Origin of the sequence: Phenylobacterium sp. (genome assembly GCF_036821595.1) — a bacterium.
In the GTDB taxonomy this organism is placed as follows: Bacteria; Pseudomonadota; Alphaproteobacteria; order Caulobacterales; family Caulobacteraceae; genus Phenylobacterium.
In genome coordinates this window covers 1-23445 of the sequence record NZ_DAISJG010000019.1, presented here as the reverse complement: position 1 = coordinate 23445, position 23445 = coordinate 1, and the positions used below count along the sequence as shown (strand labels likewise).

The window sequence follows — 23445 nt, the reverse complement described above, 5'->3', positions numbered from 1 at the left end:
GGCGACCCTAGAAGGGTCCGGCGGAGCGGCGCTTCCCCCAAATGGGGGATGCGACACCGGCGTCAGCGCATACGGTTCAGGCGGGCGCTGAGCTCGGTCTCCCGACGGACGTCGAGCTTGGCGAACACCGTCTTGATCTGGCTGCGCACCGTCTCCAGCGAGGCGCGGCGCTCCTCGGCGATGGTTTCGCGGGTATGTCCTTCGGCAAGGCGCACGGCGACGTCGGCCTCGGCCGGTGTGAGGCCAAAGGCGAGGCCCAGGAGGCCCGCCAGTTCGCGGTGGCTCCGCTGGCCGCCGCGCACCACCACGATCGCGCGCGGCTCGAATCCGAAGGCATAGGGCCGCGGGGGCAGGGCGATCACGTCCACCACCTCGAAGGCGGCCGGCCCGTCTGCCTGCCGCACCAGCACCGTGCGGACGGTTTCCCCGCCGGGCGCGAATCGCCCGCCCGCTGCGCCGGCGACGGCTGCCTCCAGTCCCCGCGACTCCTCGGCGTCCGTCGCCCCGAGGCGGCGGCCGCGCAGCCGCAGGACGCCCCGGGCCAGGGCGGCCTCCGCGGCCCGCGTGAGCGCCCGCACGAGGCCGGTCCCGTCGCAGATGAAGGCGGCGATCTCCAGTCCGTCGAGCGCGCCGCTCACGATGTCCGCGCCGCGGCCCTCCAGCGCCAGCTGCATCCGCACCGCCGCCCGGGCATGCGGCGCCAGCACCTCGAAGGCCCGCCGGTCCTCGGCCTCGGGGGCGCCCCGGCGCTCGCTCCGCAGGGTCGCCAGGCCGATCAGCATGCTGTCGTCATGCATCAGGTTGGTCTGGCTGCCGTACGGGATGTCGTGGCGGCGGCAGTAGTCGGCGTAGACGAAGTTGCGCCGCAGCTCCGCCTCGGTGGAGCAGGCCACGTCGTGCCACGACCGCAGCAGGGGCGCGCGCAGCCCCATGCGCACACGCGGGTTGAGCCCGGGATCGCCGCCGCCGATGGCGACGAACTCGTCCAGCGCCGCCGGGTCGAGCCGGGGCGTCCAGTTGAACGGCACGGCCTTGTCCGCGCCGATGCCGATCAGCTCGCCGCGCTCCGCGCCGCAGGCGTCCGCGAAGGCGTTGAGGGCCGCCGGCCAGTCGCCGTCCAGCGCCGCTGCGCTGAACAGGTCGGCCACCGCCAGCCAGTGCTCGTTGTTGACGATCATGCGGCGGCGCGCCGCGTGACGGGCCGCGTCCCCACGCGCCCCGCAAGCCCCAGACTAAGCAACCAACCCCCGAAACTGACGCCAACTCTACCGGATACGGACGATACCCGAACGTGGATCGGCGGCAAGTGCGGCCTAGTCGGACCGTCGCGCCTCCGCCGGTCCGCTGAGCAGGGTCGGCAGGTGCGCCTGGCGCTTCACCCCGGTCTTGAGGAAGATCGACTTCAGGTGGCTGCGAACCGTGCTCTCCGCCACCTCCAGCGTCGCGGCGCAGGTCTGCACGGTCCCGCCGTCCACCAGATGCAGGACGATCCGCGTCTCCTGGGGGCTCAGGCCGTGCTCGTGGCGAAGGCGCCGCTCCCGCTCGGCCTCCGAGCGGTCGAGCGCCGCGTCCATGGCCCGCGCCACCTGCCGCACGAGAGGATGGCCCGCCTCGTAGGCGGCGCGCAGCCGGACGAGCACGCTGGGATAGGTGCGCGCATAGGTCTGGGCCGTCTTCAGGAGACGCTGGTCGAACGGGTCTTCGTCGCTCATGGTCACGCCCTAGTCGGAGTCGAGTAGACAATGAGTGTTGCGCGTAGCCTTGACCAGCCGCTGGCGGGCCGCCTCGAGGTCCGCCACATGGACGGCGCCGGCGGGCTTGGACTGAAGACCCTGGCCCGGCGCCTGGCGAACCGGACCATGCAGCGCCTGGTGACCGGCTCCATGCGGGCCGCCGTGAAGGCGCATGCGGAGGGGCCCGAGGCCTTCCTCGCCTATGTGGAGCGCCAGCGCCGCCTGCACGCTCGGTTCGACGCCCCCATCCTGCCGATGGTCGAGGCCGAGGCGGTCCGCCAGGGCGGGCCGGGGCCGGGGCTGGCCGCGCCGCCGTCGCCGTCGGAATGGTTCGCGCCGCGCCGGAAGGCGGGCCGCGGCTTCGTCTTCTATGTCCACGGCGGTTCGTTCGTCGCCGATCGGTCGCCCCGGATCACCCAGCTGGTGGCCCGCTTCGCCGCCACCGCCGAGGCGCGGGTCTTCGCGCCCAGCTATCGCCTCGCGCCGGAGCATCCCTGTCCGGCGGCGGTGGACGACATCGTCGCCGCCTGGACCTGGTTCCACGAGACCTGGCCCGGCGAGCCGGTGGTGGCGCTGGCCGAGTCGGCCGGGGCCGCCGTGCTGCTGGCGGCCCTGCAGCAGGCCCGGGCCCAGGGCGCGCCGCTGCCCGGCGGCATCGTGCTGCTCTCGCCCTGGGTGGACCTGTCGCTGCAGAGCTGGTCGGTGACGGCGGCGTCGCTGACCGGCACCACGCCCTACACCATGGAGAGCCTCGCGCTGGTGGCGCGGTTCTACCTCGACGGCCGCTCGGCCACGGACCCGGTGGCCTCGCCGCTGTTCGGCTCGTTCGCCGGCTTCCCGCCCATGCTGATCCACGCGAGCAAGGGGGACATCCTCTACGACGACGCCGTGCGGCTGGCCGAGAAGGTCCGTGACGGCGGCGGCGACCTGACGGTCCGGCTGTGGACCGAGGAGACCCACGTCTGGGAGCGGATGCACACCGCCAAGGCCAGGCAGTCCATCCTGCTGGCCGCCGACTTCATCCGCCGGCGCCTGGACGCGGCCGCGGTGAGCTAGTCGGAAAAAGGAAAAGGGGCGGCGGATCGCTCCGCCGCCCCCTGAAGGCCCTCCGGACGCCCGCCTAGAAGTCGGCGGTCATGCCCAGGAAGATGTAGCGGCCGAAGGCGTCGTAGATCTGCGGCCAGGTGTTGCCGTTGCAGGGCCCGGTCGGGCAGTTGGACGAGCCGGTGAGCGGCGGGTCCTTGTCGAACACGTTGTTCACGCCCAGCCGGAAGTTGACGCTGTCCTTCATGGTCCAGGTCGCGGTCAGGTCGAAGTAGTCCCGCGAGGCCAGAACCCGGTCGCTCTCGTAGGCCACGTCGGGGTTGCTGAGCTGCGGGTCGCTGTCGAAGGCGTCCAGCGAGATGCTGTCGAAGTGCCGCCACTGGACCGACACGCCCAGGCTGTTCACCCAGTCGCCCACGGTGAGCGGGGTGTTCCAGGTGAGCCGCGCCTTGTGACGCCACTTCGGGTTCGGCGCGTTGGCCGACGAACAGATCGCGCCGTAGAGCCCTGCGCAGTCGTAGTACGGGTCGCCGGGGAGGGGCTGGGTCGACAGCTCGTCGAGCCAGGTGCCGACGAAGCTGAAGGAGATCCCGCCCATGTTGTCGAGGCCGAAGCGGTCCAGGTCCGTGCGGTAGCCGGCGTTGATGTCCACGCCGGAGGTCCGCAGGGCGCCCGAGTTCAGCCAGGAGGCCTCCACGAACCCTTGTGGCGAGAGGAACAGCGACCCCTGGGCGTCGCGGTTCACGAGGCCGCAGAAGAAGGGGTCCAGGCTGTCCAGGCAGCGCGTCAGCACCAGGTCCTGGTTGATGCCCTGCTGGATGTAGTCCTTCACCTTGATGTCGAACCAGTCGACCGAGAGGTTCAGGCCCGGCAGGTACGACGGCTGGTAGACGAAGCCCACGGAATAGGTGTCCGAGGTCTCGGGATCGAGGTTCGGATTGCCCCCGACCCGGCCGTTGTACTGGTTGGCCGGGTTCTCCTCGATGGCCAGAACCTGGGCCGTGCTGAGGCCGAAGGCCTGGGCGCAGCGGGCCACCAGCGAGTCGCCGGCGGCGAGGCCGGCGCAGGGGTCGGTGGTGCCGTTCAGGACCACGTTCTGCGGGCTGAACAGCTCGAGCACGTTGGGCGTGCGCACGGCGCGCTGGTAGCTGGCCCGCAGCCGCAGGTCCTCGACGGGCTCCCAGTCCCCGGCGAGCTTGTAGGTGTGGGTGATGCCGCTCGAGGAATAGTCCGAGAAGCGGTAGGCCGCCTCGGCGGTCAGCGAACGCACGAACGGCATGTCCTGGATCAGCGGGATCCGGGCCTCGCCGAACAGCTCGTAGACGTCGTAGCTGCCGTCCACCGGCGGGTTGGCGCCGCCGGAGCCGTTCAGCAGGCCGGCGGAGGCCACGAAGTCGGCGGCGAAGTCGAGCTGCTCGCGGCGGTATTCCGCGCCGACCGAGACGCCCACCCCGTCGGCCGCCCAGGGGCTCTTCAGGCCGTACTCGGTCAGGTTGCCGCCGAGGGAGATGTTGGCCACCCGCTCGTGGAGATTGCCGGTCTGGAAGCTGGGGGTCTCGAGGTAGTTCAGCGCCGCCGGGGTCACCCCGCCGATCTGGAAGATGTTGTAGGGCACGCAGGCGGCGTCGGTCCCGGACAGGACGGAGGCGCACACCGGCTGGCCGGTCGCCGGGTTGATCACCACGTTCAGCGCGTTCTGGATCGCCGTGGTGCGGAAGAAGCCCGTCTGGACCTGGTTGTAGGAGACCCGCCCGTACTGCAGGAAGGCGTCATAGTTCCAGTTCTCGCCGAGCTGGCCGCGCAGGCCGAGGATGTAGCGGTACTGGACGTGCTCGGTGCTGCCCTGGCGGCCGCCGCCCTCGATGTTCCGGCGCGCGACGGTGCCGGTGAAGGTGCCGGCCGGATTGTCGGCGCAGCTGCCGCCGCCGACGGCGGGGAGCAGGGCGCGCTGCTGGGCCGACAGCAGCGGGTTGGCGCAGTTCACGCTGAAGGTGCCCGCGAAGATGCCGCCCGGCGCGATCTGGTAGGTCGACCGGTCGTCCATGAACATGATGTCGGCGTAGGCCTCGGCCCAGTCCGCCACCTGGTAACGGGCGAAGGCGCCCATGACGTAGCGGTCGTCCGGCCGCTGGTAGTAGTTCAGCGGGCCGAAGTTGTAGACGTCGGCCCCGGTGGAGGTCCGGAAGGTGTTGCCCGGGCCGTCGAGGTCGACGATCAGGCCGCCGTTGAGCGGGCCGAAGCGCGCCGGGAAGGCGGTGCCCGAGCCGCCGCAGCCGGCCTCCGCGAAGCTGTCGCCCGAGTTGAGCGTGCAGGCGCTGAAGTCGCGGTTGATCTGGAGGATCGGCTCCACGTGGCGGTAGCCGGCGTAGGCGGTGATGTTGCCGCGGCCGTCGGGGGCGTTCACGCCCAGGATCAGGGTGATTTCCGAGCTCTCGCCGTCGCGGACGTTCTCGTCGGGCAGGCCGAAGAACTCGGGCGTCGCGGAGGCGGCGGCCGAGGCGCGGACCACGTCGGCGATCGGGCTGTCGTTCTTGTGCTGGTAGATGCCGTACTGCGCGTCGAGGCGAACGCCCTCGAAGTCGCGCTGCATGATGAAGTTGACGACGCCGGCCACGGCGTCGGCGCCGTACACGGCCGAGGCGCCGCCGGTCAGCACGTCCACCCGCTCGACCAGGCTGGAGGGGATGAAGTTGAGGTCGGCGGCGTAGGCCGGACCCAGGGTGTTGGGCGTCCCCGGCATCAGCCGCCGCCCGTCGATCAGCACCATGGTCCGCGTGGCCCCCAGGCCGCGGAGGTTCACGGTGGCGGTGCCGGTCGAGCCGTTGGACAGGGCCGCGCCCTGGGCCGCGAAGGCCTGGGGCAGGCTGTTGACCATGTCCTCGACCCGGGTGATGCCCTGGGCCTTGATGTCGGCGGCGCCGATGGCGGTGACCGGGCTCACGCTCTCCAGGTTCGGGGACGGGATCCGGGTGCCGGTGACGACGATTTCGGAGACTTCGCCCTCCGCGTCCTGCGCCAGCGCCGGGGTGGCGGCGAGGCCGAGGATGGCCGCGCTGCAGATCATCGAGGAGGCCAGCAGGCGCTCCCGCATGGATTTGATTTTCAAGGTCTACATCCTCCAGCAGCCGCGCCCGGAAGGCGCCGGCCTGCTCCCCACAAAGGTTCAGGTCCCGAACCCCGGAAGGGGCGCGGTTACAGTGGAGTTACTGGGGAGCTGAAAGGAAGGTCAAACGACGAAGCAGAGAGTTCTCGAGTTACCGAGAAACTGTCTCGTTATAGACACAAACAGTACTGTATTCGCTATCGCCTAAACCATAGTCGAGGAAGCATGTAACTGCGCATGGGTGATCGCTCATCGCCGTGGCCGGGGCGTCAGAGCGGGACGGCGGTGGTGAACTTCACCCGCTTCTTGATGAAGCTGGCCTCGTAGCGCCGCACGGCGGGGTGCTCGGCGATCTCGCTGTCGGTGAAGGCGTTGAACTCTTCCATGCCGCGGAAGATGGCGATGCAGGAGATGTCGTAGACCCCGGAGATCTCCACGCAGACCTGCACGTGTGGCGAACGGCTCAGGTGGGCGCGGAAGGCCGCCACGTCGGCGGGCGAATGGCGCTCGAGCTGCACCATGATCAGCACCGAGATGCGCTCGCCCACGGTGGACGGGGCGAGGATCGAGACGTCGGCGGCGATCACCCCTTCCTCCCGGTACTGGCGGATCCGGCGCAGGATGGCGGACGGCGAGAGCGGCACGCGCTCGGCGAGCGCCTGGGCCGTGGCCTGGTTGTTCTCCTGCAGCGCCGCCAGGATCTGTATGTCGAGACGATCGAGAGGGTAGGCCATGACGTCGCGCTCCCGGCAGCCCGGGGAACGAACCACAGGAATCGGCGCGCTCACAATTAACTCGCGTTCATCCGGCCCGGCGTGGCGGCGGAATGCGTATTCGCCAGCGGCTGGACTTGTTTCGATCAGATGTCGCGGGGCGCTTCAGCTTCGGATGGGCCCGAGTTGTCCTGGTCCGGGCCTGTAACATCTCCCGTGGATTGTTACGTCTGTGCGCGTGAACTGCCGCTCACGTCTGGGGCGTGCCCGGGGCGCCGTGCGGCAGACGGGGCAGGGTGGGCTTGCGCCGCCGGCGTTCGCGCACCGCCAGGGTCGCCTCGGGATAGGCGTCGCGCACCTGCCTGAGGATCTCCTGCAGCCGCCGCTGATGTTCCGCCGCCTCGACATAGTCGCCGACGGTCAGCTCGACCGAGATCTGGCCGCAAAGTTTCATAGGCGTCTCCGACAGCATTCCTCCGCTCCCCGGGGAAAGCGTAGTCTGAGCGGCCTGCATTTTGGCGGCGTTCTGGGGCCGTGCGGCGCGCATATCCGGCGAGGGCGGATCGCCGTGCACAGGCTTGGCCGTGTCGTCCCCATGTGGGGAGGCGGTCATCCACAGAACCGCGCACCGGGGGCTTTGCGCCGGCGCCGGACTCGGCGCCTCCTTCTGCCCGCATCTCGGAGTGGACGACATGAACGTCGACAGCCTCTCGCCGGTCAGCCGGGCCCTACTGATGCAGGCGCTGCCCGCCGGCCACCTGATCAACGTGCTTTATGCGGACGGCGCGCGCGTGGAGGTCGGCTTCGACCGCGACAGGCGCTGTTTCGCGCTCGGCGAGCGCGGCTGGCTGAGCTTCATGGGCTGGGAGGGCGAGCCGCCGGGCGGGACCGCCTGCGCCAGCCGCTGGGCGCTCACCGGCCAGGCGCGCGAGCTCCTGGCCGGGTCCGCCTGGTCCTAGACCGGCTCCAGGCGCCATTCGCCGCCGGCGTCGCGGCAGGCGTTGAAGCGCTGGGGCTCGGCGCGGTAGCCGCGCTGGCTGATGGTCTGCTGAACGATCCGGCACTCGTAGGGGCTGTCCATGTTGCGGACGTAGGTCACCGCCGGCACGGCGCGCAGGGCCGAGGCGGAGACATAGCCCCGCACCTGGCCGTCCGCCTCGACCGCCAGCCAGCCGTCGCCGGTCATGCCGGCCGCCCGGATCTGCTCTCCCGCCCGGAGGCGATCGACCACCGGGGCGTTCATCTCCGGCGCGGACCGGACGTTCACGCGGCCGGGGGATTCATAGACCGGGGCGGCGGGGCGCAGGCCGGTCCGGACCCGCTGCACGCCGCGCGCATAGCGCAGGTCGGTGGCCGACACCGGGCGCGAATACTCGCCGGCGTAGGCCGCCTGGCGGCTGTCGAAGCCGCCGGACACCACCTCCACCCGGCCGGATGCGCCGGTGCGCGGGTCGGACCACGTCTGGGTGCGGCCGGTGTTCAGGGCCCGTTCGAAGGCCGTCTCGGCCCGGTCGCGGCCCGAATCGTTCATGCGGCAGCCGACCTGGTTGCCGGCCCAGGCGCCGAGGCCCGCGCCGACCACGGCGCCGAGCGTGCGCTCGTTCTTGCTCACCTGGCTGCCGGCCAGGGCGCCGGCCAGGCCCCCGACGATCGCCCCGGTCTTGCCGCCGCCGTTGTCGCACTTGAAGAGCGAACCCAGTCCCAGTCCCTGGGCGGCGGCCGGCGCGGGCGCGGCGGCGACGGTCAGTGAGGCGGCGGCGGCCGCCATGGCGAGGGCATGCGTGCGCATGGTCGTTGAGCTCCTTTCGGCGTCCCGCGGCCCCAAACGCGCCCGGCTGCGGTCCGATCCCCCGGAGCCTCGCTAGGGGGTCTCGCCGGCCGTCAGCGCCAGGAGGGCGAACGAGGCCAGCCAGTGCTCGCCCATGTAGTCGCCGGCCACGTGCGGCAGGCTGGCGGCCAGGTGGGCGGCGGCGGCTTCTTCGGCGGCCTGTCGGGCCCCACCCGGCGGCAGCACCGCGGCCAGTTCGCGCCAGCACCAGGCCCGCGACAGGTTGAGCCCGTCGAGATGCACGATCTTGCCATCGGTGCGGTCGCTGACCACGGCCGGGGCGAACAGGCTGGCCGGCTTGCGGTGCGCCAGATGCGGCAGGTAGTCGGCCAGCCAGGACGCGAACTCGTCGGCGGGCAGCAGGCGGCGCAGGCACTCGGCGGTCATCAGGGTCGGCGACAGGAAGTCGTCCAGCGATGGCTCCCAGGCCGGGGCGTCGCTGTCCGCCAGGTGCCATTCCCGCGCCTTCTCCCCGAACAGGTCGAGGAGCGCCCGGTCGCCCGCGGCCCGGGCGTAGTCGCTGGCCAGCGCCAGGCCGAAGGCGGTCGAGGAGTGCACGCCCGTGCGGATCGGGTAGGGCGCGCGCGGCAGGAAGTCCCGGAAGCGGTCGGCGAAGGCGTGCGCCAGGGGCGTCATCACCTGCGCCCACGGCGCGTCGTGGGCCAGGAGCTCGGCCTGCAGCTTCAGGAGCCAGCCCCAGCCGTACGGCCGCTCGAAGCTCCGGGCCGAGGGGCGGGCCAGATAGGCGCACTCGCGGCCCACCTTGCCGTCCGTGAAGGCCTCGTCGAACAGCGCCCGGATGGCGGCCGCCTCCGGGATCGCCGGGAAACGCCGCAGGACCGTCGCCAGCGTCCAGTAGCCGTGCACGCAGGAGTGCCAGTCGAAGCTGCCGTAGAAGATCGGGTGCAGGTCGCGCGGCCCCCGGGCGTCCTGCGGCCCCTCCAGCACGTGGTCGAGCTTGTTGGGGTATTCGCGGGTCACGTGGCCCAGCGCCAGCCGGGCGAACAGCGAGGCCTGCTCGATCGTCAGCCGCTCAGAAGGCGAAGGCATACATCAGACCCATGTTGGCGATGAGCAGGGGGATGGCGGTGGGGATCTGCGCCTTGATCACCGAATAGCGGTCGTCCAGCTCCAGCAGCGCCGGCGGCACGAGGTTGAAGTTGGCCGCCAGCGGCGTCATCAGCGTCCCGCAGAAGCCCGAGAGCATGCCGATGGCGCAGACCACCGCCGGGTCGCCCCCGAACCGCTGGATCAGGATCGGCAGGCCGACCCCGGCGGTCAGCACCGGAAAGGCCGCGAAGGCGTTGCCCATGATCACCGTGAAACCGGCCATGCCCAGGCAGTAGACGGCCACCGCCGCCAGCCGGGTGTCCATCGGGATCCAGGCGGTGACCAGGTCGCCGATCACCTGGCCGACGCCGGCGATCGCGAAGACTGCGCCCAGCGCCGCCAGCGCCTGCGGCAGCAGGGCCGCCCAGCCCACCGTGTCCATCAGCCGCCGGCCCTCCTGCAGCGGACTCAGCGGCGGCTGGCGCAGGAGGACCAGGCCCACGATCGTGGCGACGACGGCCGCCAGGGCCAGCGAGAGCAGCGTCGCCTGCTTGGGGTCGAGCAGCGGCTGACCGCCCACCGTCAGCGGCTTCAGCACCAGGACGCCGAAGATCACCACCACCGGCACGGTCAGGGCGGGGACGAACAGCTTCTCGCCGTAGCGCTCGGCGAGCACGCGGCGCGCCTCCGGGGAGGTGGTGGCCGGCTGGCCGCGGCCCAGCCAGCCGAAGCCCGCGATCAGCGCCAGGCCCACGACCAGGAGCCCGTTGCCCACGTCGCCCAGGTGGTCGCCGGCCAGGAAACTGAGGGAGACCAACCCCCAGAAGGCGGCGTTGCCGAAGCGCTTGGGATTGTTGCGGTCGGTGGCGCTCAGCAGCGAGAAGGCGCCGAACACCAGGCCGGCCAGCAGGTAGACGGCGCCGAGCTTGATCACCGGGCGGCCTCCCGGCCCAGCCGGCGGTCGAACAGGATCAGTCGGCCCCCGTGGATCAGGAAGGCGACGATCGCCGTCGGGATCGCCCAGACCGAGAGCTGGATCGGATCGAGCGTAATGCCGCTGGCGGCCAGGAAGCCCACCATCAGCAGGATCGAGCCGATGGCGATGAAGATGTCCTCGCCGAAGAACAGGCCGATGTTGTCGGTCGCCGCCGCCTGGGCGCGGACCGCCTGGCGGGTCTCGGGCGTCAGCTCGCCGCTGCGCGCCTCCACCGCCCCCTCGGCCATCGGGGCGACCATCGGCCGGATGCTCTGCGCCTGGCCGGCGATCGAGGTCAGGCCCAGCGCCGAGGTGATCTGCCGGAAGGCCAGGTAGCCGATCAGGAAGGGGCCGACCGAGACCCCCCGGAACCGGGCGATCAGGGTGCGGGCCCGCTCCTGCAGGCCGGCGCGCTCGACGACGCCCACCACCGGCAGGACCAGCAGGGCGGCGCTGACGTAGCGGTTCTCGTTGAACGCCTTCCCGAAGGCGGCGAGCACCTCCACCGGCCCCAGCCCCGCGGCCAGGCCGGTGACGAAGGCCGCGGCGACCACCACCAGGAGCGGATTGAAGCGGGCGGCGAAGCCCAGGACGACGACGGCCACGCCCAGCAGGGTCAGCATCCAGGCTCCTCAGAATCCGCTGTGGGGCCATAGGAGCGTCTGGAGCGGCCTTCGGCAACGCCGTAGGTTGGCGGGGAGGAGACCAGGCGATGAGTGAACCGCGCGACGACGACGACGAGCCCCGCGACATCGTCGAGGAGGCGGGCGTCGAATCCTTCCCGGCCAGCGACCCGCCGGCCTGGGATCCCCCCGGCCGTGAGCGCAGGCCCGACGAGGAGGACTAGCCGGTCCGGCGCGCCAGCCAGGCGTCGGCCAGGCGCAGGAAACCGGCCACGTCGACCGTTTCGGCGCGGGCCTGCGGATCGAGGCCGGCGGCGGCGATCAGCGGCTCCCCGCCCAGGGCCTTGAGGCTGGCCCGCAGCATCTTGCGGCGCTGGCCGAAGGCGGCGGCGGTGAGCTTCTGCATGGCGTCGAGGCGCTCCGGCGACGGCCGGTCGGCGCGGGGCGTCAGGCGCACCACGGCGGAGTCCACCTTCGGCGGCGGGGTGAAGGCCCGCGCCGGCACGTCCATGACCAGCTGGGCGTGGCTGGTGGCCTGGGCGATCACCGCCAGCCGCCCGTAGGCCGAGGCGCCCGGCGCGGCGGCGATCCGGTCGGCCACCTCCTTCTGGAACATCAGGGTCAGGGAGGCGGGCGTCCACGGCCCGGTCAGCCACTTGATCAAGAGCGGCGTGCCGACGTTGTAGGGCAGGTTGGAGACCACGTGGGCCGGGCCGCCCCGGGCCAGCTCGGCCTCGTCCACGGCCAGCGCGTCGCCCAGCACCAGCGTCAGGCGCCCGGACGCGGCCGCCACGTCCTCCAGCAGCGGCCGGAAGCGCTCGTCCTTCTCCACGGCGATCACCTTCGCCCCGGTCTCCAGGAGGGCGCGGGTGAGGCCGCCGGGGCCCGGGCCCACCTCGATCACCGTGTCGCCGTCGCCCACCTGCGCCAGGCGGGCGATCTTGCGGGTGATGTTGAGGTCGAGGAGGAAGTGCTGGCCGAAGGACTTCTTCGCCATCAGGCCGTGCTCGGCGAGCGCCTCGCGCAGCGGCGGCAGGTCGGCGAGGTCCATCAGGCGGCCCGCCGGCGGCCGATCTCGTCGGCCAGGCGGATGGCGGCGATCAGGCTGTCGGGCCGCGCCACGCCGCGGCCGGCGATGTCGAAGGCGGTGCCGTGGTCGGGCGAGGTCCGCACGATCGGCAGGCCGAGCGTCACGTTCACCCCGCCCCAGAAGTCCAGCATCTTCACCGGGATCAGCGCCTGGTCGTGGTACATGCACAGCGCCGCATCGTAGAGCGCCCGCATCGGCTCCGGGAACATGGTGTCGGCGGGGTAGGGGCCGGCGGCGTCGACGCCCAGGTCGCGCAGGGCGCGGATGGCGGGCTCGATCACCTCCACCTCCTCGCGCCCGATGCCGCCGCTCTCGCCGGCGTGCGGGTTCAGCCCCGCCACGGCCAGCCGGGGTTCGCGGATGCCGAAGTCCCGTCGCAGGGCCTGGGCGGTGACAAGGCCCGCATTGACGATCTTCTCGACGCTGAGCAGGCCGGCGACCCGGGCGACCGGCTCGTGGACGGTGACCAGGGTCACCCGCAGGTCGGCCGCCGTCAGCATCATGATCGGCCCGCGCGCCCCGTCGTAGCTCGCCGACTGGGTCAGCTCGCCCAGGAACTCGGTGTGCCCGGGGAAGCGGAACCCGGCCTCGTAGAGCGGGGCCTTGGCGATCGGGGCGGTGACCACGCCCGCGACGTCGCCGCGCAGGGCCAGGCCGACGGCGGTCTCGATCCACTGGATGATGGCCGCCGCCGCCGCCGCCGCGGGCTGGCCCGCCACCACCGGGGCGCGCAGCGGCAGGTCGAGCACCGGCAGGGCCTCGGCGAAGGCCCGCTGGGCCTCCGCCGGAGTCGTGACGCGGCGCAGGTTGCCGGCGACGGCGCCGGGCGCGGACGCCAGCGACTGGAAGTCGCCCACGGCCATGAAGGCGGGACCCGTGGCGCGCAGCTCGCTCCAGGCCTTGACGACGATCTCTGGGCCGACGCCGGCCGGATCGCCGAGGGTCAGGGCGAGCGGGCCGGTCTTCACCTGGTCTCGATGGTGGCGGAGTTGCGCAGGTCGCGCATGTAGCGCCGCGCGATCATCGAGAGCTGCTGGCCGTAGAGCCGGTTCTCGATTTGGTCGCGGTCGATCGCCTCCTCGCCCGCCCCGCGCTTGCCGCATACGGCCAGCAGGTGCAGCCCGGCCGAGGTGCGGATCGGTTCGGAGATCTGCCCCACCTGCAGCCCTTCGGCGGCCTGGCGGAACGCCGGCGCGAGGTCGGCTAGTTCGGCTTCGCCGAGGTCGCCGGCCACCACGCCCTGGGTCCGGCCCGCGACCGTCTCCAGGTCGCCGCAGCCGGTGGCGGCGGCGCGGATGGCCTCCAGCTTCACCTTGGCCGCGGCCTCGTCGCCGGCCGTGGCGCCCGCCGCCAGCGGAACGGCCGCCTGCTTCAGGTTGACGAGGGTGGCGGCGCCGCCGGAGCGCTTGTCGCGCAGGTAGACGATGTAGACCCCGTCGCGGACCGGGATCGGCTGCGACAGCTGGCCGGGGCGCAGCTGCTCGAGCGCTGCGTCCACCTCCGGCGGCATCTCGCCCGGGCTGATCCACCCGGCGTCGCCGCCGGCCGCGGCGGTCGCGGAGGCCGAGAACTGCCGCGCCACGGCGGGGAAGGGGGCGCCCTGCTGCATCTGCTGCACGAGCTGGGCGGCGCCCTGCACCGCGGTCTGCATGCCGCCCACGCGGTTGGCGTCGATGAACACTTCCGAGACCTGGTACTGCGGCTTGCTGGCCGCCGCCTGCAGGCGCTGCAGGGTGGCGCTGATCTGGTCCTCGCCGATGCGCAGGCGCGAGCCGTAACGGCCGCGGATCCAGCGCTGCCAGCTGATCTGGGCGCGGATCTGCTGGTGGAGCGTCTCCGATCCGATCCCCTGGCCGCGCAGGGCGGCGACGAACTGCTCGGCGCGCATGTTGTTCTGCTGCGCCATCTCGGCCAGCTCTTGGTTGACCTCCTCATCACTGGCGACGAGGTCGATCTTCTGCTCGCGCTCCTGGCGGCGCAGCTCCTGCAGCTGGAGGCGCTCGTCGACCAGGGAGATCAGCGCCTCGCGCTGGAACTGGGGCAGGGTCTGCTCGGTGGGCTGCACGCCGGAGGTGGCGATCAGCAGCCGCATGCGCTGGCCAAGGTCGTAGGTGGAGATGATCTCGTCGTTGACGATGGCGGCCACGGATTCGGACATCGCCCGGGGTCCGGCCGGCTGGGCCGGCGCAGCCTGGGGCGGAGCGGTCTCGGCGCGCCCGCCGATCGGGCCGCGGAGTTCCTGGGCCTGGCCGGTCAGGGGCTGTCCCGCCGCCAGCAGGGCCGCGGCGACAGCCGCGCCGCGCGCCGCACGGCCCGTGACGTTACGCAGGTGATTCATGGACGAGGTCATTCCTTCGAGGGGTCGCTCCGTGCCCGGTCCGCGGCCCGTTATCCTATCTCGCATAAAGTGGTCCGCCCAATGTGGCGAGCGTTAGGCGCAGGCTGACCGACTCCCGCGGCCCCAGGCGGCCGACCACGGTGTCCTCCTTGCGGTAGACCACGTCCACCCGCATGCAGTCGTCGCGGTAGAAGACGCCCACGTCGCGGATGACCCAGGCCTGCTGCCGCATGTCGCGGTTGCCGTAGGCCGACACGCCCCAGTTCTTGCCCACATAGAGCTCGCCGCCGAGGTCCAGGTTCTCCCGGCGCTCGGCGTTGATGTCGAAGTCGTCGGTGAGGTAGCGGACGAAGCCCGAGCCCCAGCGGCGGTTGACGTTGGCGCCCGCCTCGAGGCGATGGATGTCCAGACTGTCGGAATCGAGCCGGGCGCGGGTGAACAGGGAGACGCCGGTCACCGGCTGGGCGTCGGCGGCCACGACCCAGTCGGAGGCCTTGTTGCGCAGGCCCGACCGCTCGGGGAAGACGTCGTTCTCCTGGGTGCGGAAGCTGCGGCCGACCAGCAGGCTGGCGCGGCGACCGCCGTCCCACAGCACCGAGGCGCGGCCGGCGACGTTCAGCCGCGCGCCGTCCTCGTAGAGGTCGAAGCCCGGGAACTTGTTGGCGCGGAACAGGGTGGTCTCGTCGAACTCGAAGGCGACGCTGTCCTCGTTGAGGTAGACCGGCGTGCCGTCGGCGTTGCGGCTGATCACCACCTGCTTGGCGTCGGGCGAGACCGCCACCTGGGCCAGCGGCTCCAGCACCACCGTCGCGTCCTTGAAGCGGCGGTAGACCGGGTAGGAGACCATCGCGCCGGCCGTGGCCAGCGCCCGCGACGTCGAGCGCGAGGTGGTCTCCGCGCCGTTGCCGGTCAGGATGTCGCCCAGGCTGTAGGCGTCGGCCCGCAGGTTGACGAACGGCTCGAGCCGGAGCCCCGCCGCCGAGGTGAAGGTGCGCCGCCAGTCCGCCTCGCCCGTCGCCCGGCGGCTGTCGAGGCCGGGCAGGCGGGTGGTGGGGAAGTACTGCGACTGCTCGCGGGTCAGGGCCACGGCGCTGCCGTGGACGCGCAGGCGGCCGCCCATCACCGTGGCGACCGGCTCGTAGTGGGTCTCCACCAGCGGCGCGACCGTCGGGAAGGTGCGGTCGTTGTCGTCGTCGAGGCTGGTGGTCTCGTCTCCGCCCCGGCGCAGGCCCTGGATGCTCAGCGCCGCGATGGAGGCGTAGGAGCGGGTGTCCTGGCGGATGGCGTAGGCCTGGGAGATCAGCCGCCGGTCGTCGGCGACGTAGGGGCCGCGCGATTCGAAGACGTCGCCGATCTCGTACTTGTCGAAGATCAGGTCGTCCGAGGCCCGCTCGGCGGTGAAGCCCCAGCGCCACTTCTCGCCGGCCCGGAAGGCGCCGCGGCCGAGGATGTAGCTGCGGTGGGTGCTCTCCCCGAACCGGTCGCCCCGGCCGTCGAAGTCCTGCTCGTAGGTGTAGCCGAAGCGCAGGTCCACATCGCCCGAGTAGAAGCGCTTGCGGTACTGGCCGTTCAGGAACGGATTGACGTCGGTGTTCACCTGCGGGCTGACGATCAGGTCCGAATAGGGGCTGATCGCCCAGTAGTAGGGCTGCTCGTAGGACAGGCCCCGGCGGTCGGAGGCCGAGGCGCGCGGCACGAGGAAGCCCGAGGCGCGCGGCGACTGCGGGTCGGCGTGCCAGAAGACGGGCAGGTAGAGCAGGGAGACGCCGAACACCCGGAGGCGGGCGTTGCGGTAGTAGACCAGCCGCCGCTTCTTGTCCTGCACCACCCGGTCGGCCGCGATCGACCAGGTCGGGGTCTTGGGCGTGCCGTCCGCGGCGCAGATCTCGCACGGCGTGTAGATCGCCCGGTTCAGCTCCTGGACGTTCTCGTTGCGCCGGGCCGCGCTGGCGGCGGCGATCTTCACGTTCTCCTGCAGGCGCGCCGAGAAGCCGAGCGCCACGCCGGCGCGCATCTCGTCGTCCAGCACGAACTCGTCGGCGTATTCGCTGGTGCCGTCGTCGTTGATGATCACGACGTTGCCGCGGGCGCGGATGACGCCCTGGCCGCCTTCTTCCTTGGCTTCCTCGTAGATCAGCCGGTCGGCGCGCAGGGTGCGGTTCTCGTAGCGGACCTCGATGTTGCCGGCCGCGGTGGTGATCTTGGCCTTGTCGTCACGGATGACCTCGTCGGCCTCCATGTAGAGCTCGCCGGGCTGCAGCCCGTCGGGCCCGGGCGCGGCCGGAGTCGGCGCGGGGGCCGTCGCCGCCTGGGCGTGGGCCAGCGACGCGGGCGCCCACAGGGCCGCGATGGCCGCTCCCGCGAGGAGAGCGCGCTTGGCTGCGGCAGACGGCATGCGCCGGCGCGGACTCATTACGCTTCAGATCCCCTCTCGCGCGGGCGCGACAATCGATAAGGCTTGCGGCGATGCATAGCCGGGCGCGGCCAGGATTCAACCGTCTTCAGTATAGGAGAGCAGGGTGAGGCCCGACAGCAGCGCCACCACCGCCGGCGCCCAGGCGGCGGCGAACAGCGGAATGATGTCGGCCCGGGCCAGGGCGCCGGCGAACTGGTTGAAGAAGAACACCACGAAGCCCAGGGCCACGCCGGCCCCTGCGAGCCCGGCCAGCCCGCCCAGCCGCGCCAGCCTGAGCGAGAAGGCCGCCGCCAGGACCGCCATGGCCGCGAACAGCAGCGGCGTCGCCAGCAGCTGCTGGAAGCGCAGGCGGTAGGCGTAGGCCGAGAACCCCGCCTGCTCGGTCAGCTGGATGGCGTCGGGCAGCCGCCAGAAGGCGATCGCCTCGGGCGAGGCGAACCGCTCCATGGCCGAGCGCGAATCGAGCGCCGAGCGGATTGACAGGCTCTCGGAGCGCACCGAGCTCTCGCCGGCGGTGGCCTCGCGCACGTCGCGCAGCTGCCAGAACCCGGGCATCAGCCTGGCCTCGGCGGCCTCCAGCCGGCGCTTGAACTCGAGCCGGCCGTTGGGGTCCTTCTGGTAGACGAACAGCGACACCCGCCGCAGCCGGACCATGCCGTCCACCGTGTCGCGGGCGCGGGCGTGGATGACGATCTGGGTCCGCTCGTCGCCCTGGCGCAGCCAGATGTCCTCGGGCGCGTCGCCCAGGTAGTTCTCCATCAGCCGGGCGCGGTCGGATTCGAAGCGGGCGTTGAGCGCCGCGGCCACCGGGTTCAGCACCGTCACCGCCAGCACCCCGGCCACGAAGGCCGCGACGGCGAACGGCAGGATGAAACGCCAGGCCGAGACGCCGGCCGCGCGCATGGCCACCAGCTCGCTCCTCCGGTTCAGCCCGACGTAGGCGCTGATTCCGCCGAACAGGAAGACGAAGGGCAGCAGCACCTGGATCAGCGAGGGCGCCCGCAGGAGGGTCAGGCTGAAGATGGTCGTCGCGCCCACGTCGGCCCGCGTCCCCACCGAGCGGGAGAGGTCCACGAACTGGATCAGCAGGATCACCGCGGCGATCACCGCCAGGGCCGCGCCGACGCCCGCGAGGGTGCGGTAGAGGACATAGCGCTCCAGGCGCCCGACGCCGGTCATGCCGCGGCGCCCAGGGCCGCCGCCGGCCGGCGGCGGATATCGATGAACCGGCTGACGCGCTGGCGGAAGATGCTGCGCAGGCCGACCGCGGTGGCCGCGAGCGGCACGACGTACTGCAGGACGTTAAGCCAGGCCGAGTCCTCGCAGGCGGCCTGCACCACGAAGCCCAGGATCCGGACCACGGACGCCACCGCCCCCATGGTGGCGATCCGGCGCGCGTAGCCCAGCCGCGAGAAGCCGCCGCCGATGATCGCCGACAGCGCGAGCGCCATGAAGGCGATGTTGTAGAGCGGGGTGGTGATCCGGGCGTGGCCCTCGGCCAGCAGGCTCAGCCGGTTCCTGCGCTCCCAGTCCTGCGTCAGGTCGGGGAAGAACAGCTCATGCAGGTAGCGGTCAGAGGGCTTGTAGTGGATCAGCTCGTCGGAATTGGTGATCGCCTGGAGGTCGTAGGCGTACTCGTTGAAGGTCAGGTAGTTCAGCACGCCCCGCTCGGAGAACTCCTGGGTCGTGCCGTTCTCCATCAGCAGCACGGTGCGGCCGCTCCGGCGGTCGATCCGGCCCGCGTCGGCGGTGTAGACGGTCGAGGAGCCGTCGGGCTTTTCCTGGTGGATGAACAGGTTGCCGAAATCCCCATCGCCTTCAACGGTCTGGGCGTAGACCGTGAGGCCGGGGACCGGCTCGGTGAACTCGCCCTCGCGCACCAGGGTGGAGGCCAGGTCGGTGCGCACCTCGAACAGCTCCTGGCGCAGGGCGCGGAAGGCGGCGGGCTGGACGAAGAGGTTCATCACCAGCGCCGCGAACGCGATCGTGCAGGCCAGCCGCATGGCCGGCGAGATCACCCGCCAGCGGCTCATTCCGCCGGCGAAGCAGACCACGATCTCCTGCTCGGTGTGCAGCCGGTTGAGCGCCACCAGGGCCGCCACGAACACGGCGATCGGCAGGATGATGTTGATGAGCTGCGGCATGTAGAGCAGCGTGATCTTCAGGAACACGAGGCCGCTCTGGCGCTGGTTCACGATCAGGTCGAGGCCCGCCAGGCTCTGGCTCAGCAGCGCGACGCCCGTCAGCGCCAGGGTGGCGAGCAGGGTGGGGCCGGCGAGCTGGCGCAGCAGGTATCGGTCGATCAGGCGCATCGGTAAGATTTACGGCTCACCCGGAGATTTGGCGCGCCCCGGCCGCGGAGCTGTTCTAAACCATGCGTCGCCGCGACGCACAACCGTCGCACGAGCGGCCGCAGCGTGGCCGCGCCAAGCCTGAGACGCGAGAAGAAGAGAGTTCCGATGGAGATCGAGTTCGTCGCCGCCGACGCCCCGCTGGCCCCCCGGACGGCCGTGGCCCGCGTGGTCTTCGAGGGGCAGGCCCAGGAAGGCGCGCTCGCCCGCGCCGTCGCCGCCAGCCGGTTCACGGGCGCCAAGGGCCAGACCCTCGACGTGCTCGCCCCGGAGGGCGGCGGAGACCGGCTGGTGCTGGTCGGCGCCGGCAAGTCCGAAGCCTTCGACGCCCTGGCCGCCGAGCATGCGGGCGCCAGCGCCTACAACGCCGTGAAGCTCTCCGGCCTGGAGACCCTGCGCGTGGAGCTGCCGGGGGCCAGCCCGGAAATCGCCACCCGCGCCGCGCTCGGCGTGCGGCTGGCCTGCTACCGCTTCGACAAGTACCGCACCAAGGAAGCCGCCGAGAAGAAGCCCTCGGTGGTCAAGACCCAGGTCACCGCCGCCGACGCGGACGCCGCGCTCGCCGCTTTCCCGCCGCTGGCCGCCCTGGCCGACGCGGTGAGCTTCACCCGCGACCTGGTCTCCGAGCCGGCCAACATCCTCTATCCGGCCGAGTTCGCCCGCCGGGTGAAGGAGCTCGAGCGCCTTGGCCTGGAGATCGAGGTGCTCGGCGAGCCGGAGATGGCCGCGCTCGGCATGGGCTCGCTGCTCGGCGTGGGGCAGGGCAGCATCCGCGAGAGCCAGCTCGTCGTCATGCGCTGGAACGGCGCGTCCGACCCCAACGCCCAGCCGGTGGCCTTCGTCGGCAAGGGCGTCTGCTTCGACACCGGCGGCATCTCCATCAAGCCGGCCGACGGCATGGAGGACATGAAGTGGGACATGGGCGGCGCGGGCGCCGTCACGGGCCTGATGCACGTGCTCGCCGGCCGCAAGGCCAAGGTGAACGCCATCGGCATCCTGGGCCTGGTGGAGAACATGCCCGACGGTAACGCCCAGCGTCCGGGCGACGTGGTCACCTCCATGAGCGGCCAGACCATCGAGGTGATCAACACCGACGCCGAGGGCCGCCTCGTGCTGGCCGACGCCCTCTGGTACTGCCAGGACCGCTTCAAGCCGAGGTTCATGGTCGACCTCGCCACCCTGACCGGCGCGATCATCATCTCGCTCGGCAACGACTACGCCGGCTGCTTCTCCAACAACGACGAGCTGGCCAACAACCTGCTGGACGCCTCGGGCAAGGAGGGCGAGCCCCTGTGGCGGCTGCCGCTGCCGGAGGCCTACAACAAGCAGATCGAATCGCCGATCGCCGACCTGAAGAACACCGGCGGCCGCCCGGCCGGCTCGATCACCGCGGCGCTGTTCCTGCAGAAGTTCGTCAATGGCCTGCCCTGGGCGCACCTGGATATCGCGTCCACCGCCTGGAAGAAGGGCTCCACCGTGCCGACCCTGCCGGAAGGCGCCACCGGCTACGGCGTGCGGCTGCTGAACCGCATGGTGCAGGACCGCTACGAAGGCTGAGGCCGGCCGTGCGGAGGGCGCCGGGCGTCCTCCGCACAACCCACGGGCGGCGGCGCGGCGGGGAACCTGCCCGGCCGGGCGCAATGCCCGGTTGAATTCCGGCGGTTTGCCGAACGGCGTTCCCGGAAAATTCACTATTTCGGTCTCTTATCCCCGCCGAAAGGGGATCGCGCGTCCATGAGCGACAGCCGGGGACCTCGGATGGGATGGGCGCCGCGCGTCCAGCCGGACCGGGCGAACCTGTTCAATCCGTACCATCTGACGCTCGCCGGCATGACCTATCCGGCGTGGCGCCTCTGCCTGCTGTCCGCCGTCCGCGCGCTCTGCCTGGCCCTGCTCGGCCACCCCTGGATGGCGCTGGCCTGGCTCGCCGCCTCCTGGGCCGGCGACATCGCCGGCCAGAAGATCCTCGCCCGCTGGAGCGCCCAGGCGCTGAAGGTCGCCGACCCGAGCGTGCCGTGGAAGATGGCGCTGCTCGCCGTCTTCCGGTCCGCCCTCTACACCTCCGCCCCGCTCGCCGCCGCCATGCGCACCGGCGAGGTGGCCGACATCCTCTTCCTGGCGGTGGTCGGCGGCTATTCCCTGATCGCCGTGGCCCTGTCGTACGGGGCCTTCTCGCCGAAGGTGTTCTGGGGCTTCGCCATCCCGCCGATCCTGGCCTTCGGCCTGGCCACGGTGGACCTCCTGGGCTTCGGTCCCGCCGTCGCCCTGCTGATCGCGCTCGCCGCCACGGTCTGGGTTCTGGCCATGGTGTCCCTGACCTGGGGCGCCTCGCTGGACGTCTGGCGCCAGACCCACAACGCCTCGGTGGAGATGATCCGCGACCTGGAAGTCGCCCGCGACCGCGCCTTCGCCGAACGGGTCGCCGCCGACGAGGCCCGCGAGGCCGCCCGCAGGGCCGGCCAGGCCAAGGCCAACTTCCTGGCCACCATGAGCCACGAGATCCGCACGCCGATGAACGGGGTGCTCGGCATGGCCGAGGCCATGCGCCGGGCCGAGACCGACCCGGTCCAGCTCGCCCGCCTGCAGACCCTGACCGATTCCGGCGAGTACCTGCTGTCGATCCTCAACGACATTCTCGACATGTCGAAGATCGAGGCCGGCCGGCTGGAGCTGGTGTTCGAGCCCGAGGAGCTGCCGCGCTTCCTCGAGAAGGTCGCCGCCTTCTGGCGTCCCCAGGCGGAGGCCAAGGGCCTGGCCCTCGACCTGCAGGTGCACGGGTCCGTGCCGCAGTTCGTCAAGGTCGACGCCGTCCGCCTGCGCCAGGTGCTGTTCAACCTGATCGGCAACGCGCTGAAGTTCACCGACGCCGGCTCGATCACGATCAGCGCGTCGGCCGGTCCCGTTCGCCAGGGACGGACCCGGGTGACCATCGCCGTCACCGACACCGGGGCGGGGATCTCCGAGAAGGTCCTGCCGCAGATCTTCGACCGCTTCAGCCAGGGCGGGGGGAGCGCCTCTCACCGCGCCGACGGCTCGGGCCTCGGCCTCGCCGTCTGCCAGCAGCTCACCGAGCTGATGGGCGGGCGCCTGGGGGTGGAGAGCGTCCAGGGCCTCGGCTCCACCTTCCACCTGGAGCTCGTGCTCGAGGTGGCCAAGGCGGGGCCGCGCGCCCCCGACGCCGACGATTCCGCCGCGGACCTGCGGCCGCTGAAGGTGCTGGCGCTCGACGACCATGCGGTCAACCTCGCCGTCCTGCGCGAACTGCTCGGCCAGCGCGGCCACAAGGTGACGTGCGCCGGCGCCGCGGAGGGCCTGAAGCTCGCCGCCGCCCAGCCGTTCGACGTGATCCTCATGGACGTCCACATGCCGCGGATGAGCGGTCCCCAGGCGCTGAAGGCGCTGCGCCAGGCGGACGGCCCGAACCGGACGACCCCGGTGATCGCGCTGACCGCCGACGTGGTCTCCCGCAACGCGGGCGAGTACCGCGCCCTGGGCTTCGCCGACATGGCCCCCAAGCCGCTGCAGGCTCCGCAGCTGTTCGCCGCCATCCGCCGCGCGGTGGCCCGCCCGGGCAAGGGCCGCGTGCGCGCCGCCTGATCTCCCCAGCCGCCGGAAACGGCGCTAAGAGGGGGCGATGGCCGAAAACCCCTGCGAAGTCTGGTTCTACCACCTGGAACGCACCGGGCTCGACCAGGCCCTGCCGGAGCTCCTGGAGAAGACCCTGCAGCGCGGCTGGCGCGCGGTGGTCCGCACCCCCGCGCCCGAGCGCGTGGAGCACCTCGACGGCTGGCTGTGGAGCTACCGCGAGGACAGCTTCCTGCCGCACGCGCCCGCCGAGGAGCCCGGCGCGGCCCGCCAGCCGGTGCTGCTGACCACCGGCTTCGAGAACCCGAACGACGCCGACGCGCTCTTCCTGGTGGACGGCGCCGAGCCCGGCGACCTGGCCGGCTACGCGCGCTGCGTGGTGCTGTTCGACGGCGCCGACGAGGCCCAGCTCGCCATGGCCCGGGCGCAGTGGAGCCGGATCAAGGCGACCGGCCTGCCGGTCTCCTACTGGAAGCAGCAGGCCCGCGGATGGGAGAAGCAGGCATGAGGATCAGGCTGGCGGTTCTGGGCGCGCTCCTCGTGACGGCCTGCGCCGCGCCTCCTGGCGAGGGCCCGCCGCCGCCCGTGGCCGCCC

At 71.8% G+C, this 23445-nt stretch carries 21 protein-coding genes; 6 read left to right on the top strand and 15 right to left on the bottom strand.

Annotation, left to right across the window (positions count from 1 at the left end):
- Positions 1–62 precede the first annotated feature (62 nt).
- Entirely contained in the window at positions 63–1178 is a 1116-nt protein-coding gene (locus V7Z97_RS11010; protein WP_334163471.1) for a helix-turn-helix transcriptional regulator, read from the bottom strand.
- A gap of 135 nt (positions 1179–1313) precedes the next feature.
- Positions 1314–1712: a helix-turn-helix transcriptional regulator gene (locus V7Z97_RS11005; RefSeq protein WP_334163470.1), complete on the bottom strand. Its 399-nt coding sequence runs from the start codon at positions 1710–1712 to the stop codon at positions 1314–1316.
- Between the two features lie 30 nt (positions 1713–1742).
- Between V7Z97_RS11005 and V7Z97_RS11000 the strand changes: the two genes are divergently transcribed.
- Entirely contained in the window at positions 1743–2789 is a 1047-nt protein-coding gene (locus tag V7Z97_RS11000; protein ID WP_334163469.1) for an alpha/beta hydrolase fold domain-containing protein, read from the top strand.
- 64 nt (positions 2790–2853) lie between these two features.
- Here V7Z97_RS11000 and V7Z97_RS10995 read toward each other — a convergent pair whose 3' ends face one another.
- The 3 genes from V7Z97_RS10995 to V7Z97_RS10985 form a co-directional block, all read right to left on the bottom strand.
- Positions 2854–5883 carry a TonB-dependent receptor plug domain-containing protein gene (locus tag V7Z97_RS10995; RefSeq protein WP_334163468.1) on the bottom strand — a complete coding sequence of 1010 codons (3030 nt, stop codon included), beginning with the start codon at positions 5881–5883 and terminating at the stop codon, positions 2854–2856.
- A 266-nt stretch (positions 5884–6149) separates the two neighbouring features.
- Positions 6150–6614: an Lrp/AsnC family transcriptional regulator gene (locus V7Z97_RS10990; protein WP_334163467.1), complete on the bottom strand. Its 465-nt coding sequence runs from the start codon at positions 6612–6614 to the stop codon at positions 6150–6152.
- 229 nt (positions 6615–6843) lie between these two features.
- Positions 6844–7047 carry a hypothetical protein gene (locus V7Z97_RS10985; protein WP_334163466.1) on the bottom strand — a complete coding sequence of 68 codons (204 nt, stop codon included), beginning with the start codon at positions 7045–7047 and terminating at the stop codon, positions 6844–6846.
- Positions 7048–7285: 238 nt separating this feature from the next.
- Between V7Z97_RS10985 and V7Z97_RS10980 the strand changes: the two genes are divergently transcribed.
- Positions 7286–7552 (top strand): hypothetical protein, encoded by a 267-nt coding sequence (locus V7Z97_RS10980; RefSeq protein WP_334163465.1) that lies wholly within the window; start codon positions 7286–7288, stop codon positions 7550–7552.
- Here V7Z97_RS10980 and V7Z97_RS10975 read toward each other — a convergent pair.
- From V7Z97_RS10975 to V7Z97_RS10960, 4 genes are all read right to left on the bottom strand, one after another.
- The gene (locus V7Z97_RS10975) at positions 7549–8382 is read right to left on the bottom strand and encodes an SH3 domain-containing protein (protein ID WP_334163464.1); all 834 of its coding nucleotides are present in this window, start codon (positions 8380–8382) and stop codon (positions 7549–7551) included. The genes V7Z97_RS10980 and V7Z97_RS10975 overlap by 4 nt on opposite strands.
- A 72-nt stretch (positions 8383–8454) precedes the next feature.
- A complete protein-coding gene (locus V7Z97_RS10970; RefSeq protein ID WP_334163463.1) occupies positions 8455–9471 on the bottom strand; it encodes a DUF2891 domain-containing protein in 1017 nt (338 codons plus the stop codon).
- Complete coding sequence (locus V7Z97_RS10965; RefSeq protein WP_334163462.1) at positions 9455–10405, bottom strand: DUF979 domain-containing protein; 951 nt, start codon at positions 10403–10405, stop codon at positions 9455–9457. The genes V7Z97_RS10970 and V7Z97_RS10965 overlap by 17 nt, the downstream gene beginning before the upstream one ends.
- Positions 10402–11070 carry a DUF969 domain-containing protein gene (locus tag V7Z97_RS10960; protein WP_334163461.1) on the bottom strand — a complete coding sequence of 223 codons (669 nt, stop codon included), beginning with the start codon at positions 11068–11070 and terminating at the stop codon, positions 10402–10404. The genes V7Z97_RS10965 and V7Z97_RS10960 overlap by 4 nt, the downstream gene beginning before the upstream one ends.
- 89 nt (positions 11071–11159) lie before the next feature.
- On the opposite strand from V7Z97_RS10960, the gene V7Z97_RS10955 reads away from it, so the two are divergent.
- Complete coding sequence (locus V7Z97_RS10955) at positions 11160–11294, top strand: hypothetical protein (protein WP_334163460.1); 135 nt, start codon at positions 11160–11162, stop codon at positions 11292–11294.
- Here the strand turns inward: V7Z97_RS10955 and rsmA are convergent.
- From rsmA to lptF, 6 genes are all read right to left on the bottom strand, one after another.
- Positions 11291–12121, bottom strand: a complete 831-nt coding sequence (rsmA, locus tag V7Z97_RS10950; protein ID WP_334163459.1) for a 16S rRNA (adenine(1518)-N(6)/adenine(1519)-N(6))-dimethyltransferase RsmA — start codon at positions 12119–12121, stop codon at positions 11291–11293. The two genes, V7Z97_RS10955 and rsmA, sit on opposite strands and share 4 nt — an antisense overlap.
- Positions 12121–13128, bottom strand: a complete 1008-nt coding sequence (gene pdxA, locus V7Z97_RS10945) for a 4-hydroxythreonine-4-phosphate dehydrogenase PdxA (protein ID WP_334163458.1) — start codon at positions 13126–13128, stop codon at positions 12121–12123. The genes rsmA and pdxA overlap by 1 nt, the downstream gene beginning before the upstream one ends.
- Positions 13125–14498, bottom strand: coding sequence for a peptidylprolyl isomerase (locus tag V7Z97_RS10940; protein ID WP_334163457.1), 1374 nt, complete (start codon positions 14496–14498; stop codon positions 13125–13127). Before V7Z97_RS10940 ends, pdxA begins: the two co-directional genes overlap by 4 nt.
- 55 nt (positions 14499–14553) lie before the next feature.
- Positions 14554–16893, bottom strand: coding sequence for an LPS-assembly protein LptD (locus V7Z97_RS10935; protein ID WP_334163456.1), 2340 nt, complete (start codon positions 16891–16893; stop codon positions 14554–14556).
- Between the two features lie 96 nt (positions 16894–16989).
- Positions 16990–18093, bottom strand: a complete 1104-nt coding sequence (lptG, locus tag V7Z97_RS10930; RefSeq protein WP_334163455.1) for an LPS export ABC transporter permease LptG — start codon at positions 18091–18093, stop codon at positions 16990–16992.
- Positions 18090–19226, bottom strand: a complete 1137-nt coding sequence (lptF, locus tag V7Z97_RS10925; RefSeq protein ID WP_334163454.1) for an LPS export ABC transporter permease LptF — start codon at positions 19224–19226, stop codon at positions 18090–18092. Before lptF ends, lptG begins: the two co-directional genes overlap by 4 nt.
- Before the next feature lie 147 nt (positions 19227–19373).
- Here lptF and V7Z97_RS10920 point away from each other — a divergent pair, with 147 nt between their 5' ends.
- From V7Z97_RS10920 to V7Z97_RS10910, 3 genes are all read left to right on the top strand, one after another.
- Complete coding sequence (locus V7Z97_RS10920) at positions 19374–20822, top strand: leucyl aminopeptidase (protein ID WP_334163453.1); 1449 nt, start codon at positions 19374–19376, stop codon at positions 20820–20822.
- A 177-nt stretch (positions 20823–20999) separates the two neighbouring features.
- Complete coding sequence (locus V7Z97_RS10915) at positions 21000–22862, top strand: ATP-binding protein (RefSeq protein ID WP_334163452.1); 1863 nt, start codon at positions 21000–21002, stop codon at positions 22860–22862.
- A 37-nt stretch (positions 22863–22899) separates the two neighbouring features.
- Complete coding sequence (locus V7Z97_RS10910) at positions 22900–23358, top strand: DNA polymerase III subunit chi (protein ID WP_334163451.1); 459 nt, start codon at positions 22900–22902, stop codon at positions 23356–23358.
- The last annotated feature ends 87 nt before the right edge of the window (positions 23359–23445 follow it).